This is a genomic window from Wolbachia endosymbiont (group B) of Horisme vitalbata, assembly GCF_964028625.1.
In the GTDB taxonomy this organism is placed as follows: Bacteria; Pseudomonadota; Alphaproteobacteria; order Rickettsiales; family Anaplasmataceae; genus Wolbachia.
Window position 1 is genome coordinate 1,365,456 of the sequence record NZ_OZ034797.1, and the last position, 14,340, is coordinate 1,379,795.

11 protein-coding genes and 1 tRNA gene are annotated in these 14,340 nt (G+C 34.7%); 2 read left to right on the forward strand and 10 right to left on the reverse strand.

The window, feature by feature from the left end:
• Positions 1-150 precede the first annotated feature (150 nt).
• From ABWU56_RS06545 to ABWU56_RS06580, 8 genes are all read right to left on the reverse strand, one after another.
• A complete protein-coding gene (locus ABWU56_RS06545) occupies positions 151-1,179 on the reverse strand; it encodes an ankyrin repeat domain-containing protein (protein ID WP_353281369.1) in 1,029 nt (342 codons plus the stop codon).
• Between the two features lie 90 nt (positions 1,180-1,269).
• Positions 1,270-2,049 (reverse strand): SDR family oxidoreductase, encoded by a 780-nt coding sequence (locus ABWU56_RS06550; RefSeq protein WP_007302062.1) that lies wholly within the window; start codon positions 2,047-2,049, stop codon positions 1,270-1,272.
• Positions 2,050-2,054: 5 nt separating this feature from the next.
• Positions 2,055-2,699: an alpha/beta hydrolase gene (locus tag ABWU56_RS06555; protein WP_353281370.1), complete on the reverse strand. Its 645-nt coding sequence runs from the start codon at positions 2,697-2,699 to the stop codon at positions 2,055-2,057.
• Positions 2,700-2,807: 108 nt separating this feature from the next.
• Entirely contained in the window at positions 2,808-3,188 is a 381-nt protein-coding gene (locus tag ABWU56_RS06560) for a hypothetical protein (RefSeq protein ID WP_264375803.1), read from the reverse strand.
• A 94-nt stretch (positions 3,189-3,282) separates the two neighbouring features.
• Entirely contained in the window at positions 3,283-5,079 is a 1,797-nt protein-coding gene (locus ABWU56_RS06565; RefSeq protein ID WP_353281371.1) for an aminopeptidase P family protein, read from the reverse strand.
• 1 nt (position 5,080) lies between these two features.
• A complete protein-coding gene (mnmG, locus tag ABWU56_RS06570; RefSeq protein ID WP_353281372.1) occupies positions 5,081-7,129 on the reverse strand; it encodes a tRNA uridine-5-carboxymethylaminomethyl(34) synthesis enzyme MnmG in 2,049 nt (682 codons plus the stop codon).
• An 89-nt stretch (positions 7,130-7,218) separates the two neighbouring features.
• On the reverse strand, positions 7,219-7,779 hold the full coding sequence (locus ABWU56_RS06575) for a hypothetical protein (RefSeq protein WP_353281374.1): 561 nt from the start codon (positions 7,777-7,779) through the stop codon (positions 7,219-7,221).
• A gap of 147 nt (positions 7,780-7,926) precedes the next feature.
• Positions 7,927-8,002: transfer RNA gene (locus ABWU56_RS06580), tRNA-His, on the reverse strand.
• A 144-nt stretch (positions 8,003-8,146) separates the two neighbouring features.
• On the opposite strand from ABWU56_RS06580, the gene murJ reads away from it, so the two are divergent.
• Positions 8,147-9,643, forward strand: a complete 1,497-nt coding sequence (gene murJ / locus ABWU56_RS06585; protein WP_026092648.1) for a murein biosynthesis integral membrane protein MurJ — start codon at positions 8,147-8,149, stop codon at positions 9,641-9,643.
• Positions 9,644-10,039: 396 nt separating this feature from the next.
• The gene (locus ABWU56_RS06590) at positions 10,040-12,520 is read left to right on the forward strand and encodes an AsmA-like C-terminal region-containing protein (protein WP_353281376.1); all 2,481 of its coding nucleotides are present in this window, start codon (positions 10,040-10,042) and stop codon (positions 12,518-12,520) included.
• Between the two features lie 69 nt (positions 12,521-12,589).
• Here ABWU56_RS06590 and ABWU56_RS06595 read toward each other — a convergent pair whose 3' ends face one another.
• Together ABWU56_RS06595 and ABWU56_RS06600 are read right to left on the reverse strand one after the other, a co-directional pair.
• Positions 12,590-13,039 carry an ankyrin repeat domain-containing protein gene (locus ABWU56_RS06595; protein ID WP_064085664.1) on the reverse strand — a complete coding sequence of 150 codons (450 nt, stop codon included), beginning with the start codon at positions 13,037-13,039 and terminating at the stop codon, positions 12,590-12,592.
• Between the two features lie 53 nt (positions 13,040-13,092).
• On the reverse strand, positions 13,093-14,268 hold the full coding sequence (locus ABWU56_RS06600; protein ID WP_353281378.1) for a phage portal protein: 1,176 nt from the start codon (positions 14,266-14,268) through the stop codon (positions 13,093-13,095).
• Positions 14,269-14,340: the final 72 nt, after the last annotated feature.

Consider the following 14,340-nt stretch of genomic DNA (forward strand, 5'->3'; position numbering starts at 1 on the left):
AATTGAAGATGTCATTCCAGTGCGTGACACCCACTTCTTTCTAGTGCTTCCTTCCTTGTCATCACAGCTTCCATAATGTCATTCGAGTAGCTGACACTGGAATCCATGTAAATTTAACTGAACGCCAATGTCACAAACTAGTTTTCTCATCTATCTTATTTTGCTACTCTGCTGAACAGATACGTCAATTTTATCTACTGATGAGCTAGGTTTGTTGTTCTTCACATGTTGTGACAAAAGCTCCTTAACTCCTTTTTTCACAAGAAGTACTGAATTTGTATCCTTTTCAAGCATAAAAACTGTAGAGTTTTCAATTATCTCAGCTATTTGTAAAGGAGTATCTCCTGAATGGTTTTTAATATTAGCATCAGCTCCTTTTGCTAATAGTAATCTTGCTATTTCTTTGCGGCCTGTTATAGCTGCTATATGTAGAGGTGTATTGCCAATCTTATCGCCAATATTGACATTTATTCCTTCTATACTAAGTAATAACTCAACTATTTTCTTATGGCCATTCTTGATAGCTACACTTAAAGGATCTCTATCGACATTACAGCCATTGACCTTAGCACCATTATCAAGAAGCAACTTGACTACTGCTTCATGCCCATTCTGAGCAGCTAGATACAAGGGTGTGACATTATTTTTTTTATCTACTATGTTAACATCAGCATTTTTTGTGCTAATTAATAGTTCAACTATTTCAGTATGTCCGTTCTGAGAGGCTAAGTACAGAGCTGTTATACCAAATTCATTGTCTTTAGCATCAATCTCAATTTCTTGAGTATTAAGTAACACCTTTACAACTTCTACAAGTCCATTTTGAGCAGCAATATGTAAAGGTGTCTTACCATCAGTACAGTCTTTTATATTGGGATCAGCTCCCGCTTTAATTAACTCCTCTACTATAGCTTTGCTTTTAGCTACAACAGCAAAGTGTAAAACTGTACTGCCTTTAGTAGTTCTTGCATGAATATTAGCTTCTTTACTGATTAGTAACTTTACTACGTCTAAATGTCCTGAATAAACAGCAAAATGCAAGGCTGTAAATCCTTTTTTATCCTTGATATTGATATCAGTTTTTACATTAAGTAATAACCTAACTTCATTTATGTTACCATTATAAGCGGCTTGATGTAATAGAATATTTTCAACCGGGAGCGATTGATTGCTGAACATATTTACCTCTATATAATAGTATGCCTAGTGGTACTACATCAAAACAAGGAACATTCAAGAAAAATTTTTGCATCTGGCAATCTATTTTCTCTATTCTAATATATACAAACTCTTTAAACCCACCTTGTAATCAGGATAAACTAGAGAGACACCAAGGTCTTTTTTAATTTTAGTATTGCTTACTTTTTTTGAACCTAAATAAAAACCCCGTGCGTAATTTGGTACGGAAGAAATCTCAACTGGCTCTGGAGGGCTAATATTGAGAAGCTCGGCTGCATACGTGACCACTTCAGATTGCGTAGCAGGTAAATCATCTGCACAATTGTATATCTCATAAGGCTTTATATTTTGCATGGAAGAAAATAAAATATTCGATATATCTTCAACATGAACACGAGAAAAAATTTTTTTCACATTTCTTGCTTTGCCAAGCTGCAGGTCAATTAGCGCATTTCTACCAGGACCATATATCCCAGCCAAACGAAAAATATGTACAGGCAATTTGCTACTTAGCCACTTCTTTTCAGACTCAAGGCGCTTTTCTCCTCTAATTTCTATAGGCTTTGTTTCAGATTCCTCATTCACCCAATTACCACAGTGGTCACCATAAACATTAGTTGCAGACAGATAACCAAGCCATTTAATATTCTCCAGACAATGACCGTATCTCTCCATAACATCATCGCCGTCTGGAGGAATAGAAACTAAAACATGCGTTACGCTTTTAAGCAGATCTTGATCAACCTTTTCATAATCAAAAAGTTGTATATCTTTATTTCTTGATGTACCGTTAACTTTCCAGCCTAAATTTAGCAATTTTTTCGATAGAAATTTAGCTACATATCCGTAACCAAAGCAAAACAAGTGCATGGAAATTAATTTCCAAAATTCTTCTTGATAAACTCAACCCCTAACCTTATTCCTTCTTCATTAATAATATGGCCTAATCCATGAATTGGGTATCCTTGAGCGTTTACTCCATTTTCTTTCAGAGCTTTAACCGCTAAATCAAGGGACGAAAAAGGTACCACATCATCAGCGTCACCATGAATAATACATATGTTAGGTTTTGATTTTATCTGCGGTGCAGTTTTTGAAGGCGAAAGAAATCTACCAGAATACGCAACAACTGACGCACAAGACTGAAGCCGGGTAAGAGCCACATGCATTGCAAGCATTGCCCCTTGAGAAAATCCAACCAAAGAAAGCTGCGTATCTTTTAAATTAAGCTCCTTTAATTTTGTATCAATAAAATGATTTACAATTGATGCAGCATTTTTCACCCCATTATATAGTGCTTCCTCACTACGATCTTCTAAACTAAACCACTGATAACCATCACCTATTTCTCTCTTAAACGGAGCATTGGGAACTACTAAATATGAATCAGGCAAAAACTTGCTCATAACTTTAGCAAGGTGAGCGAAATTATCGCCACTTGAGCCCCAACCATGAAAAAAAATAATTAGATTTTCCTTATTTCCATTTGGACAAATTTCTTGGCTTTTAAGTTCAATCATCTCTTCATCCCTTTATTTTATGGTAATACCAAATTTGAGCCTCACTATTGTTACAGCCTCCAGATGTTTACCTATGAATAAATACTACTTGCAACAACTAAAATAAAACTATTTAGTTTTATTCCCTTCCTCTTCTATCTTTTCTATCAATTTTTTAACTAAGCCTCTTAGCTTTTTACTGGATTCATCAAGCTCTTGAATCTGTGAGCTATCTTTTTTCATGAGCTCTCTATAATTAGCCTTTATGTAGTCAATCATTTCCTTCATTTGAGCAATCATCTTGTTGATATCCATACCACCCATATCAGGTATCATGCTAGGCATATTTCCTTCTAGCATACCACCAGCCATAAGTTGCTGAGACATTTGCATGAATGGCTTTAAGGTCTGTTGAAGCAAATTAGGGTCGCTTGCCAATTTTTCTATTTGCTCTTTGCAAGTATCCATGTACTGCTTCATAAATTCATCATCTTGCATTTTATCTGTCATAATTACACCTATTTGAAACTAATATTATATATTGTTTTTAATTAAAAACAATACAAGAACAACTATATTAATACTTGATTAAATGACAAATTAACTATTTTAAAGGTTCACATACTCTCTTTAACCATTCCTTATCTTTTATGCCATTTTCTATATTTTTATAAACAAATTGGTGATAGCTATTTATCCATTTAACTTCATCTTCAGTAAGCATTTGTATATCTATTAGCTTTTTATCATAAGGAACAGAGGTCAATTGTTTAAAGCTTAAAAAGACGTTTTCTCGCCTTTCAATATACATCAGATTCTCAATTCTTATTCCATACTTTCCTGGAATATAATAACCAGGCTCGTTAGAAAGTATCATGCCTGGAATGAGTTCCACTTTATTTCCTCTTGATATTGCTTGCGGTCCTTCGTGTACCGAAAGGTAACTTCCTACTCCATGTCCTGTACCGTGCATGTAATCCATTCCAAATTTCCATAAATGTATACGCGCTAATATGTCCAATTCTCCACCAGTAGTGCCAGAAGGAAAGACCGCACTTGCTATCGCAATGTGAGCTTTTAATACTATTGTGTAGTGAGCTCGTTGCTCATTGGTTGGACTACCAATTGCTATAGTTCTTGTAACATCGGTTGTGCCATCAAGGTACTGACCACCAGAATCGATCAAATATAGTCCATCTTTTTTAATAGCTTTATTTGTCTTATTGCTTGCACGATAATGAATGATTGCTCCATTCTCGTTGAATGCTGAAATTGTTGGAAAACTCGATTGCTTAAACAAATTCTGCTCTTTTCTGTATTCTAAAACTTTTTCTTCAGCTTCAAGCTCAGTAATTTCACTGTCAATATTGTTTTCAAGCCAATATAGAAAATTTATAACTGCTACTCCATCTTTGATGTGCGCACTTATAGCTCCAGTTATTTCAGTTTGATTTTTTACTGCTTTGTGAATCAAACAAGGATCCTCCTTCTCAATTATCTGCTTATTTTCTATTAGACCTCTTTCATTACTTATTGTCATCCCAGTGCTTGACACTGGGATCCATGCTTTTTTATTTCTGGTCAAGCACTGGAATGACACCGAAGCTGATTTTTCATTTAAATAATGGTTATACAAGGGATCTATTGCATTCATAATGCTCATTGGAGTCGTGCTTGGATCTATCACCACCAAATTTAACTTATGTAGTGAATTTTCTAGCTCACTAATATCAAAAACATTTATATGGTTATCAAAATTTGCTTCTATAGTTGAATGTTCTTTATCTTGAATAAATAAATCAACATTGCCGTTTTTATAAAGTATTGCACGACCCAATATACAAGGAGTATATTCAGCACTTTCATTTCTTAAATTTAATAACCACGAAATTGAATTTGGATCAGTCAGAAGCACTGCTTCAGCCTCTATGTTTTTAGCTACTCTTTCACATTTATCCTTACCACTCTCACCAGATACATGTGAGACTATTGTTTGTGCTTTATGACTACTATCTTTTTTAATTAAGTATGGTACTAGTTTACAAATGCCTTCATATTTTCTTATGTCCTTCATAGTAAAATATTGCGGATAGTAACCCAGTGAGGTAGTCAATGTTAAGTTTGCTTTTACCCATTTGTGTGGATCCTCTTCTTGTATATTATATACTCGAAAACTGCCCTGATCGAGCTGACTGCGAGCTTGTGTGATATAGCGTCCATCTGTAAAAAATGGGCACTTATTACTCTTTGTAACGATAAGTAGCCCATTTGTTCCCGTGAAGCCACATAACTCTGCTAACTCTTTTGAATATTCATTTAAATACTCGTCTTTAGTATGCAACATAAATGCATCAACATTTATTTCGTGCATAAAAGAGCGAAATTCTTCGATTTTTGACATGTTACGCAGAATTAGCAGCTATTTTCGTTTTCTTATTCCTAAGGTACACTAATATGCTAACTATTGCTGCTGGAGTAATGCCCTGTATTTGCTTTGCAATGCCAATTGTTGCTGGTTTTATTGATTGCAACTTCTCTATCACTTCAGTTGACAAGCCTTTAATCTGTGAGTAGTTGAAATTAGTTGGAATTTGAGTATTAACTTCCTCTTGTAGAAACTTCATATCTGCTTCTTGTCTTACTAAATAAGGCTTGTATTTTGCTTCAATTGCAACTGCTTCATATATTTCATTCTTGGCTATGCTATCAGTTATAGTGTTATTCCAGCACATGACGCTGGAATCTACATTTTTTTCAGTGTCAACTGCATCCATTCTATCATCATTCAAGTACTGGATCCCAGTGTCAGCTACTTGGATGACAGGAAGAGGTGCTTTGGTGTTATGCAAGTAGCTGACACTGGAATCCATGTTTAACTCTGGCCATATTTCTCGTAATTTATTCCAGTCAATATTTGGATAACCGAGCAAATTTAATGCTGTTTTTCTTATTCCATCATAAGATATTTTAATGCCATAGGACCTGAGCTGCTCAGGAGTAATTGTTAGGCTCTCTAATTTCTCCTCAAGTTGCTTAATGGATTTAAGTTTACCCTGCAAAACAGAGTATCTCTCATGCGACACAAGAGAGATGTCATAACCTTTTTGTGTCAATCTTCTATCTGCATTATCTGACCTGATTGCCAGTCTATATTCTGCACGCGAGGTGAATAATCTGTAAGGCTCAGCAATTCCCTTAGTGACCAAGTCGTCTATCATTACACCGATATATGAGTCTGTACGATGAAGAACAAAACTTTTTTGAGATAAAGAGAATGCTGCATTGATTCCGGCAATAATTCCCTGCCCGGCTGCTTCTTCATATCCAGTGGTACCATTAATTTGACCAGCAAAATATAGTCCTTTAACTTTCTTAGTTTCGAGAGTATGAAATAGCTCTAGTGGATCGATATAATCGTATTCAACTGCATATCCAGGTCTTAATATTTCTGCATTTTCAAGCCCTTTTATACTCTTTATCATTTCATACTGCACTTCGATGGGCAATGAATTTGAAATTCCATTTGGATATATAGTGTTATCATCAATCCCTTCTGGTTCTAGAAATATTTGGTGATTATTTTTTTCTGCAAATTTTTTAACTTTAGTTTCAATTGATGGGCAGTATCTTGGTGCAATAACGTTATCTAAATATGAAGAAGCTGATCTGTGAAGATTCTCTCGAATTACTTTGTGTGTATGTTCATTAGTATGAGTAATAAAACATGAAACCTGAGGCTGGTTAATTTTCTCTGTAAGATAAGAAAATGGTGTAGGTGGATTGTCACCCACTTGTTCTTGTAATACCGACCAGTTTATAGTGCCACGATCAAGCCTCGGTGGAGTTCCGGTACGTAATCTGCCCAGTTTAAAATCATACTTCTTTAGCGTATTTGCAAGCTCTATTGCAGGTTTATCTCCCATTCTTCCAGAAGGAGTTGTTTGCTCTCCTATATGAATCACACCACGTAAAAAAGTCCCTGTAGTCAAAACAACTCTGCTTGTCAGTATACGTTCACCTGATTCTGTTATTACAGCTTTTATATAAGATTCTCCATTGCTATCACTTTCGATAAGAAAATCGTCAACTGACTCTTCTTTTACTGTCAAGTTGTTATAATTTAGAATAATTTCCTGTATTGCTTTTTTGTATAATTTTCGGTCTGCCTGTGCACGTGGGCCCCATACCGCTGCGCCTCTGCTGCCATTTAAAACGACCGAGTGTATGCTTGCTCGGTCGATAGCTCTTCCCATTATTCCATCAAGAGCATCAACTTCCCTCACCACAACACCCTTTGCAACTCCTCCAATTGCTGGATTACAAGACATCTCTCCTATAGTTGAAATTTTGTGAGTTATAAGTAGTGTGTTTGCACCAAGGCGAGCTGCAGCTGTAGCTGCTTCACACCCGGCATGACCGCCACCTACTACCACTACATCGTACTTATGCATCTTCTTGAGTAATTCCTACTCTATAATATTCCAACTATCAGTGATTGATGTCAAATTTTACAGATTACAACATTGCACACTAACTTAGCTCAAACTGCCGTCTCTCTCGCAGAAAAAACTTTTTCAACTTTGGGAAAGATGATACTTTTATTAATTTCTTCTTCCGGAAAGGTAATACATTCATCCACTTCTTCTTCCTGAGATATTTTGACATATGTAGAATCTGTAATCGAAATTGCACTTACTGCAGATTTAATTGCTGTTTCATCTACACAATGCACTATAGCTACAGTTGCAAAGAACCCTAAAATCGGTGCTATCAGCCCTATCATTCCACTTATTAATGTAAATCCTATTTTTGGATTAGGAAAAATAGCAGCTATGCTTCCAGCAAGTGTAACTCCAATTGCAGCGCTTGTAGATATCATCAAACTCAAAAAATTTGCTACTTTTCCATGATCCTCCCCAACAGGATCTCTTTTGCAAAACTTATATAGCAAACATCCTACGTGAAAAACCGCAATCAATGCTGGAGCTATACAACCAGCAATTCCACCTATGGCTAAAGGTGATGAAGTGTCAAAACTTAACCAACAAGCTAATACTCCTAGTGCTGACACTATACTATAAGCTAACAAACAAATATACATACAATCCCTCTCACTAATTAATAGGCATCATTTTTACTCTAAATCGCAAACTTCCCCTCCGCCATCTAAATACTAGAGCAACAAGGAATGCTAACGGCCGTGAAAAAATATCTAATGTTTATATTTATGTAAAGTGGAAAATTTTAGTGGGGCGAGCGACCAGGATTGAACTGGCGACATTCAGTACCACAAACTGACGCTCTACCAACTGAGCTACGCCCGCCAAGGTATAAAATTTCTAACACACAAGCATAAATAGTCAATTAATTATTTAGGCTACCTACTTTTGCATAGAGTTTTAAGTTTAGCGAATAAACATTTTCATTTATGCTTTTAGCATTATAGTTAATCGTATTGAAATCGTGATATGTTTAAAAGTATTTTCACATTTAGTTTTTTTACAGCTATTTCAAGAATTTTAGGGCTAATAAGAGATGTATTGATTGCTACAGTTATTGGTGCAACTTCTCTTGCAGATATATTCTTTTCCTCGTTTCGCTTTGCTAATTTATTTCGATCGTTTTTTGCAGAGGGAGCATTTACTACCTCATTCATACCATTATACTCTGCAGAGTCATATGATAATAAAAAGGCATTTAATTTCGCAAGTAGTGTAATATCCATTACGTTTATTATTCTAGTAATTTTTTGCCTTATCACACAAACCTTCTTCCCTTACATGATCAAAATCTTCACTCCTGGATTTGACCAAAATAAATTTACCTTTACTGTAACTTTGTCGAAAATTATGATGCCCTACATAATCTTCGTGTCAATCGCATCACTTATTGGTGGAATGTTGCAAGTAAAACAGCATTTTGCTTCAACAGCTATTTCACCAATCATTTTGAACCTCTGTTTAATCATCAGTTTGTTTTTACCTTACATTGAAACACCGGCTCATAACCTTTCTATAGCTGTCCTGATTGGAGGGATTTTGCAGCTACTTTTAATAATATTTAGTGCATACAAATTAAAGGCTTTCTTTTCTTTTAGTTTAGAATTAAGTAACGAAGTAAAATTATTTTTTAAACGTGTGATACCTGCAATTATCAACAATTGTGTAATACAAATAAGTGTATGGATTGACACAATCATGGCGAGTTTTATACCAAATGCAGTTTCTTATATATATTATGCCGATAGACTAAATCAACTACCGCAAGGAGTAATTGGCACTGCAATTGGTACAGTACTTCTTCCTCTGATTTCAAAACGAATAAATGATACTGAGAATATAGTCAAAATACAGAACAAGGCCCTTAATATAGGGTTAATATTAATTATGCCAATAACTGCTGCTTTTATCATTATTCCTGACATAATTTTACTTACGCTTTTTTCTTACGGCCGATTTGATTATTATGCAGTGCAGCAAACTGTTCCTACATTAGTAGCATTTTCTCTTTCTTTACCCGCATTTATTATAAATAAAGTATTGCTACCCACATTCTTTGCTAGGGGAAAGCTAAAAATACCAACTATGTTCTCATTAACGTGCCTTGGAATTAATGTAATACTAAATCTCATATTAATGAACAAATACCAACATATAGGAATTGCTATTGCTACTTCCATTTCCACTTGGATAAATTCTATTTTATTGATTAATTATTTAACAATAAATAAGATGTATAAGATTAGCCAAGCATTATTACTAAATATTGTAAAAATTCTCACTGCAACATTGGTTATGTCAATAGTTCTTTATCTCTCTAATTACTTATCAGCAGGGTTGTTTTTCGATAGAGGGCTAGCTCGTATTGTTTATTTAGTAACTTTAATAGCTTTGAGTGTTATTATTTATTCTAGCACTCTTTACCTAATTTTTAGAGGAAATTTGAATAATTTGAAATATGTATAAATTACACCCTTTGTATTGCTATATGTCATTTCAGCTACTATTCCAATATCCACTCCTTTCATCCCATAACCTATTCCTGTCATCCCAGCACCTATTCCTGTCATCCCAGTGCTTGACACTGGGATCCAGAAATTTTGTTGATTATATAATCTGGAAAACCTTATTTAAGTCACACTGGATCACAGTGTCACACACACAACTGTATGAGTGTTGTGGTTTGAGAGCAATTTCCACTGGGAACCCAGTGCTCATCAGACCAGCTTCTCATGTAAAAATGCTGTGTTTTAAGATAAGAATAGCTACTTTTTTGCTAATTAACTTAATGTCTAATCAAATTTCCTGGATCCCAGACTGGGATGACAAGAAGAGAAGGGATGCTGGAATGAGAGGTCTATTATGAAACTTTCTTTATACGCCATATCATCAATCTTGTTTCTATTAATTCTCATGCACGTTGCTGCAACTTTTAAGGATTGGAGTGGCTACAGAGAATATATCGTAAAAGAGTTAGAGAAGACGTATGATGCTAAAGTACATGTTGGAGGAAAAATTGAAGTTTCGCTCATTACTCCAAAACTTACTATTCACAATGTATATGTACAATATAACAAAAACAAGGAACAAAAATTATCAGATTTAATTAGTGCAAAAAAAATTGAAATAAGGCCATCGTTGTTTTCATTTTCATTGCAACCAAAGTCAATCTCATTTTTGGGCATGAAAAGCAACAAAGAAAATTTACTTAATATTATAAATACGAAAGCCAATGATAATATAGTTGATATATTAATAAAGGACAGCCAAATAAGTTTTAACGCCGATACTATTAACATCAAGGAAGTTGCTATAAAAAAAAATAAGCAGTTTTTTGGTGAAGTACAGATTGGTGACAACAATTACGATTTTTCTGGAAAGGTTAATGTCACAAAAAATAATGTACACATTAGTGTTGATTCAAATTTTGCAAATTTGCTATTTAAAGGTAATAGAAATCAACAGGGTAATTTAATACTGACAATCAATAACAGTTCCGGTTCTGTGAGCAATTTAGCAAAAATCATTAATCTTAGCTTCCTTTCTTATGTGATTCCCAGCGAAAATATTGAGATATCATCCAATATCAATCTCAATGAAAGCGAGTTTACGGCAACTGATTTAAAAATTGAGTCCAAAAGCATGCAAGGCACTGGTATAATACAAAATGATAGAAAAAGTGATCATACTAATATCAATATTAGTTTTAGTAAAGTCGACCTAAAAAACGGCTCACACAAAACAACAGATATGAAGGGTCTTTTAGAATCTTTTAGAGAGGTTGTGCCAAAGAACCTGAGCTTGGATTTTAATATGGAAGCTTCAAATATTCAATATCAAAACAGGATATTGGACAAATTTCATGCTACGCTAAAATTTGCTAATGGCGAAATAAACGTTGATACTCTTCTTCAATTTCCTGGAACCAATAATATATCTCGCTTATCAGGAAGAGTTTCAAACAATGGCAACTTGTCTGAATTTAATGGTGATATATTGATAAAGGGTGAGTCGTTCATCTCACATATTTTACCTTCTATCAAGATGCAAGAAAGAGAGAAAAGTCAATTTACAGCAAGTTCTAAACTATATTTAGCACCTAGAATATTATCTCTTTCAGATATCAGATTGCTAAATAACAAAGAATCTTGGCAAGGATCAATTAAGGTAAATCACACAAAAAAACACAATATGATCGATAGCAAATTTAGCATACATAACATTAATATAGATAAATATGATTATTCATTATTCAGCAAAGTGCAATGGCTGAAAAATCTTAAATATGATGTAAATATAAGAACTAGTGTTAAAGATTCTATATTCAATGGCACAAAAATTGAAGATTTGGATTTTTCATTAAAAATACAAGAGAACAAGCTAGTTGCAGATAAAATAAAGTTATTCGGAGAAGATTTCGACATTACCGGTAGTGTAAAAATATTAGTGGATCAAAAATACACTAAGCCTTTATTAGACGTAAACCTTACAGGTAATAAATTTAATGGAAATATCTTTAAATTACCAAAACTATTAGAGGTAAAAAGAAACTCAAGAAATGAAATAAATCAAATTCAATGGTCAACAAAGCAGCTTAATTTTTTAGATGAGAAAGGAGATTTTGATGCAAACGTGCAAATCAAAACTACAGAATTTAAAATTGGGCAAAACGTCTTAAAAGATTTTAACTTGGATACAGTGATAAGAAACAACACTATCACTATCAAACAGATAAGTTACATACTAGAACATGGACAAATGTTTTTTCAGGGTTATCTAAAAGCAGGCTCAATTCACACAAAATTTTCTATTGCAAATTTGGACACCAAGGAAGTTATAGGAGTTAATAACATAAATGGCAAGATAAGCTTAAGTGGTGAAATCAAAACTCAAGGGACAAGCTTTGATGATTGGGCTAGTAACTTATCAGGAAATGTAAACTTTCAAGCACAGAAAATAGAGTTTACAAATGTGGATTTTAATTCATTCATCACTAAGTTGTTAAGCAGTAAGAATAAACCTGAAATTTCCAAGCTTGCTTACGTTGATATATATAATGGCAGTACGCTTTTTGAAAATATTAATGGAAAAGTAAGTATTAACAGTGGTGTATGTTCAACTAGTTCACAGTTTAGTATCGATCAAGCATCAGGTTCTATCTCTTCTAATTTAATCTTATCTAATTTCTCCTTAACTTCTATATTCAGACTCTTTTTCATACTACCAAATCACAATAGTCCTCTTTATATCGAGGCACACTTAGATGGCCCTATTTGGTGCCCTAAGATGAGTTTTGATGTAGACCAAATTTACAACACCTTAGTTAGCAAGAAAAATAGTTAACTCATTTAGATGTAGGATTTAAGGGACCATCTATCTTTAAGTTAGACCTTAGTAAAAGATGTTCTACTCTCACCAATGATAAGACTGATTGATTGTTTGTACATTCTCAATGCTTGCGTCGCTGCAGCTTGTGCTTGGACTCTCTGTCTCTCCAAGCAATAACTGTGTTATCTCCGTGTAGCCTTCACAAACAGACAAATGCAAAGGAGTAAAACCAGAATTGTCCACTGCATTAACATTTGCTCCGTTTTTAAGCAATAATTTCATTTCCTCTAAGCGGTTTCCGCAAGCAGCATAATGTAAGGGAGTAGCGTCATTATGATCTACTGCATTAACACTCGCTCCGTTTTTAAGCAATAATTTCATTTCCTCTAAGCGGTTTCCGCAAGCAGCATAATGTAAGGGAGTAGCACCCTTATGATCTGCTGCATTAACATTCGCTTTGCATGTCGATAACAATTCTATATGAGGAAGAGTAAATCGAGAATTACTTACTGAATTTCCTTGTTCTTGATACATAAAATACCCCCAGTTTATTACAGCTTAGTATAAATATCTACACTATATAAATATCAATTCAACTTATCACCACCGGGTAACGGTGGCAAGCCAAAAGCTTCTCTTTTTTCATTGAGCGTCATGAAGCTTGCGTTTTGCACGTATTTCCACATCTTTTGTCTTTTCTCCATTAGAATTTCTATCGCGTCTTTATCATATGACAAACATAAATCTTTACCAAACTTGGGCACTAGCCAAGAATTCAGGTGACAGATAATATTTTCTAGCGTTGGTAAAATCGTCTGTTCCCAAAGGGAAAGACGTGCTTCGATCAAATTGCTATAAGTATTATCACCTGGTATGCCAAGCAACTGCGGCGGAACGCCAAAAGCCAGTGCAATATCACGAGCTGAGCTGTGTTTAGACTCAATAAAATCCATATCTCTCGGTGATAAGCTCATTTCCTTCCACTCTAAGCCCCCTTCAAGTAATATTGGTCTTCCAGCGTTAACAGGACCTGAATAATGATCGTTTATCTGTGCTTTTAAGCGTTGATATTGCTCTTGACTTAAGTTTCCACCACTTCCATCCTTTTCTGATTTTACAACTATTGCACCACTTGGTCTTGCTCCATTTTGCAGCATTGCCTGATTCCAAGCACCAGCCTGATTATGCTGATCTATACTATATGCAGCTGCCTCAATTGGTGAAAGTCCATACCAATCATTCAAAGGGTTAAAGGTTTTAAGATGCAGTACTGTTGAACGCCCAGTCAATTTATCAACTTTAAAGTCATAACTGTTGTTATTTACGGTATAACGATAGGCATAAGGAACGTTACTTCTCCCCGGAACAATTTCAACTCTATCAGGGCGCAGAAGATAAAGCTCTGTTGGTTTGTTCTGCGCCTCAATCATCAATACATAAGAATTGCCATTAACTAATCGATAAGTCACAATCCCTTCAATAAATTCCGATTTTGATGTCATTGGATTAGGAGAATAAAGTAACTTCAGTAATGGATGCGCTTTTAGTTGTGATTTTCCCTGGTCAGTAAGCTGGCAGAGAGTAAAAGGTACCGAAGATGAAGCACTTGCGATCATATTAATTGCTCGAAAGGCAATAACATTTTTTATGTAACCTTCCTCAGCAAAACTTACATAATCACGCCTACTCCAACTTGGTTCCATCATTAGTTGCAAAGCAGAGTATTCACTGCTTTTCTTTCTTTGAAAAATGTTAAAATTCATATGTGCCTCCTGAAAATTTTGTTAAAAATTTGAAATTGTAGTTGAATTATATCAATTGGTGTTACAAGAATG

Coding starts and splice junctions, on each gene's coding strand:
- mnmG (WP_353281372.1), bottom strand. CDS start 7,129: ATGCATAAGTACGATGTAGTGGTAGTAGGTGGCGGTCATGCCGGGTGT.
- ABWU56_RS06565 (WP_353281371.1), bottom strand. CDS start 5,079: ATGTCAAAAATCGAAGAATTTCGCTCTTTTATGCACGAAATAAATGTT.
- ABWU56_RS06545 (WP_353281369.1), bottom strand. CDS start 1,179: ATGTTCAGCAATCAATCGCTCCCGGTTGAAAATATTCTATTACATCAA.
- ABWU56_RS06550 (WP_007302062.1), bottom strand. CDS start 2,049: ATGCACTTGTTTTGCTTTGGTTACGGATATGTAGCTAAATTTCTATCG.
- ABWU56_RS06590 (WP_353281376.1), top strand. CDS start 10,040: ATGAAACTTTCTTTATACGCCATATCATCAATCTTGTTTCTATTAATT.
- ABWU56_RS06575 (WP_353281374.1), bottom strand. CDS start 7,779: ATGTATATTTGTTTGTTAGCTTATAGTATAGTGTCAGCACTAGGAGTA.
- murJ (WP_026092648.1), top strand. CDS start 8,147: ATGTTTAAAAGTATTTTCACATTTAGTTTTTTTACAGCTATTTCAAGA.
- ABWU56_RS06595 (WP_064085664.1), bottom strand. CDS start 13,039: ATGTATCAAGAACAAGGAAATTCAGTAAGTAATTCTCGATTTACTCTT.
- ABWU56_RS06560 (WP_264375803.1), bottom strand. CDS start 3,188: ATGACAGATAAAATGCAAGATGATGAATTTATGAAGCAGTACATGGAT.
- ABWU56_RS06600 (WP_353281378.1), bottom strand. CDS start 14,268: ATGAATTTTAACATTTTTCAAAGAAAGAAAAGCAGTGAATACTCTGCT.
- ABWU56_RS06555 (WP_353281370.1), bottom strand. CDS start 2,699: ATGATTGAACTTAAAAGCCAAGAAATTTGTCCAAATGGAAATAAGGAA.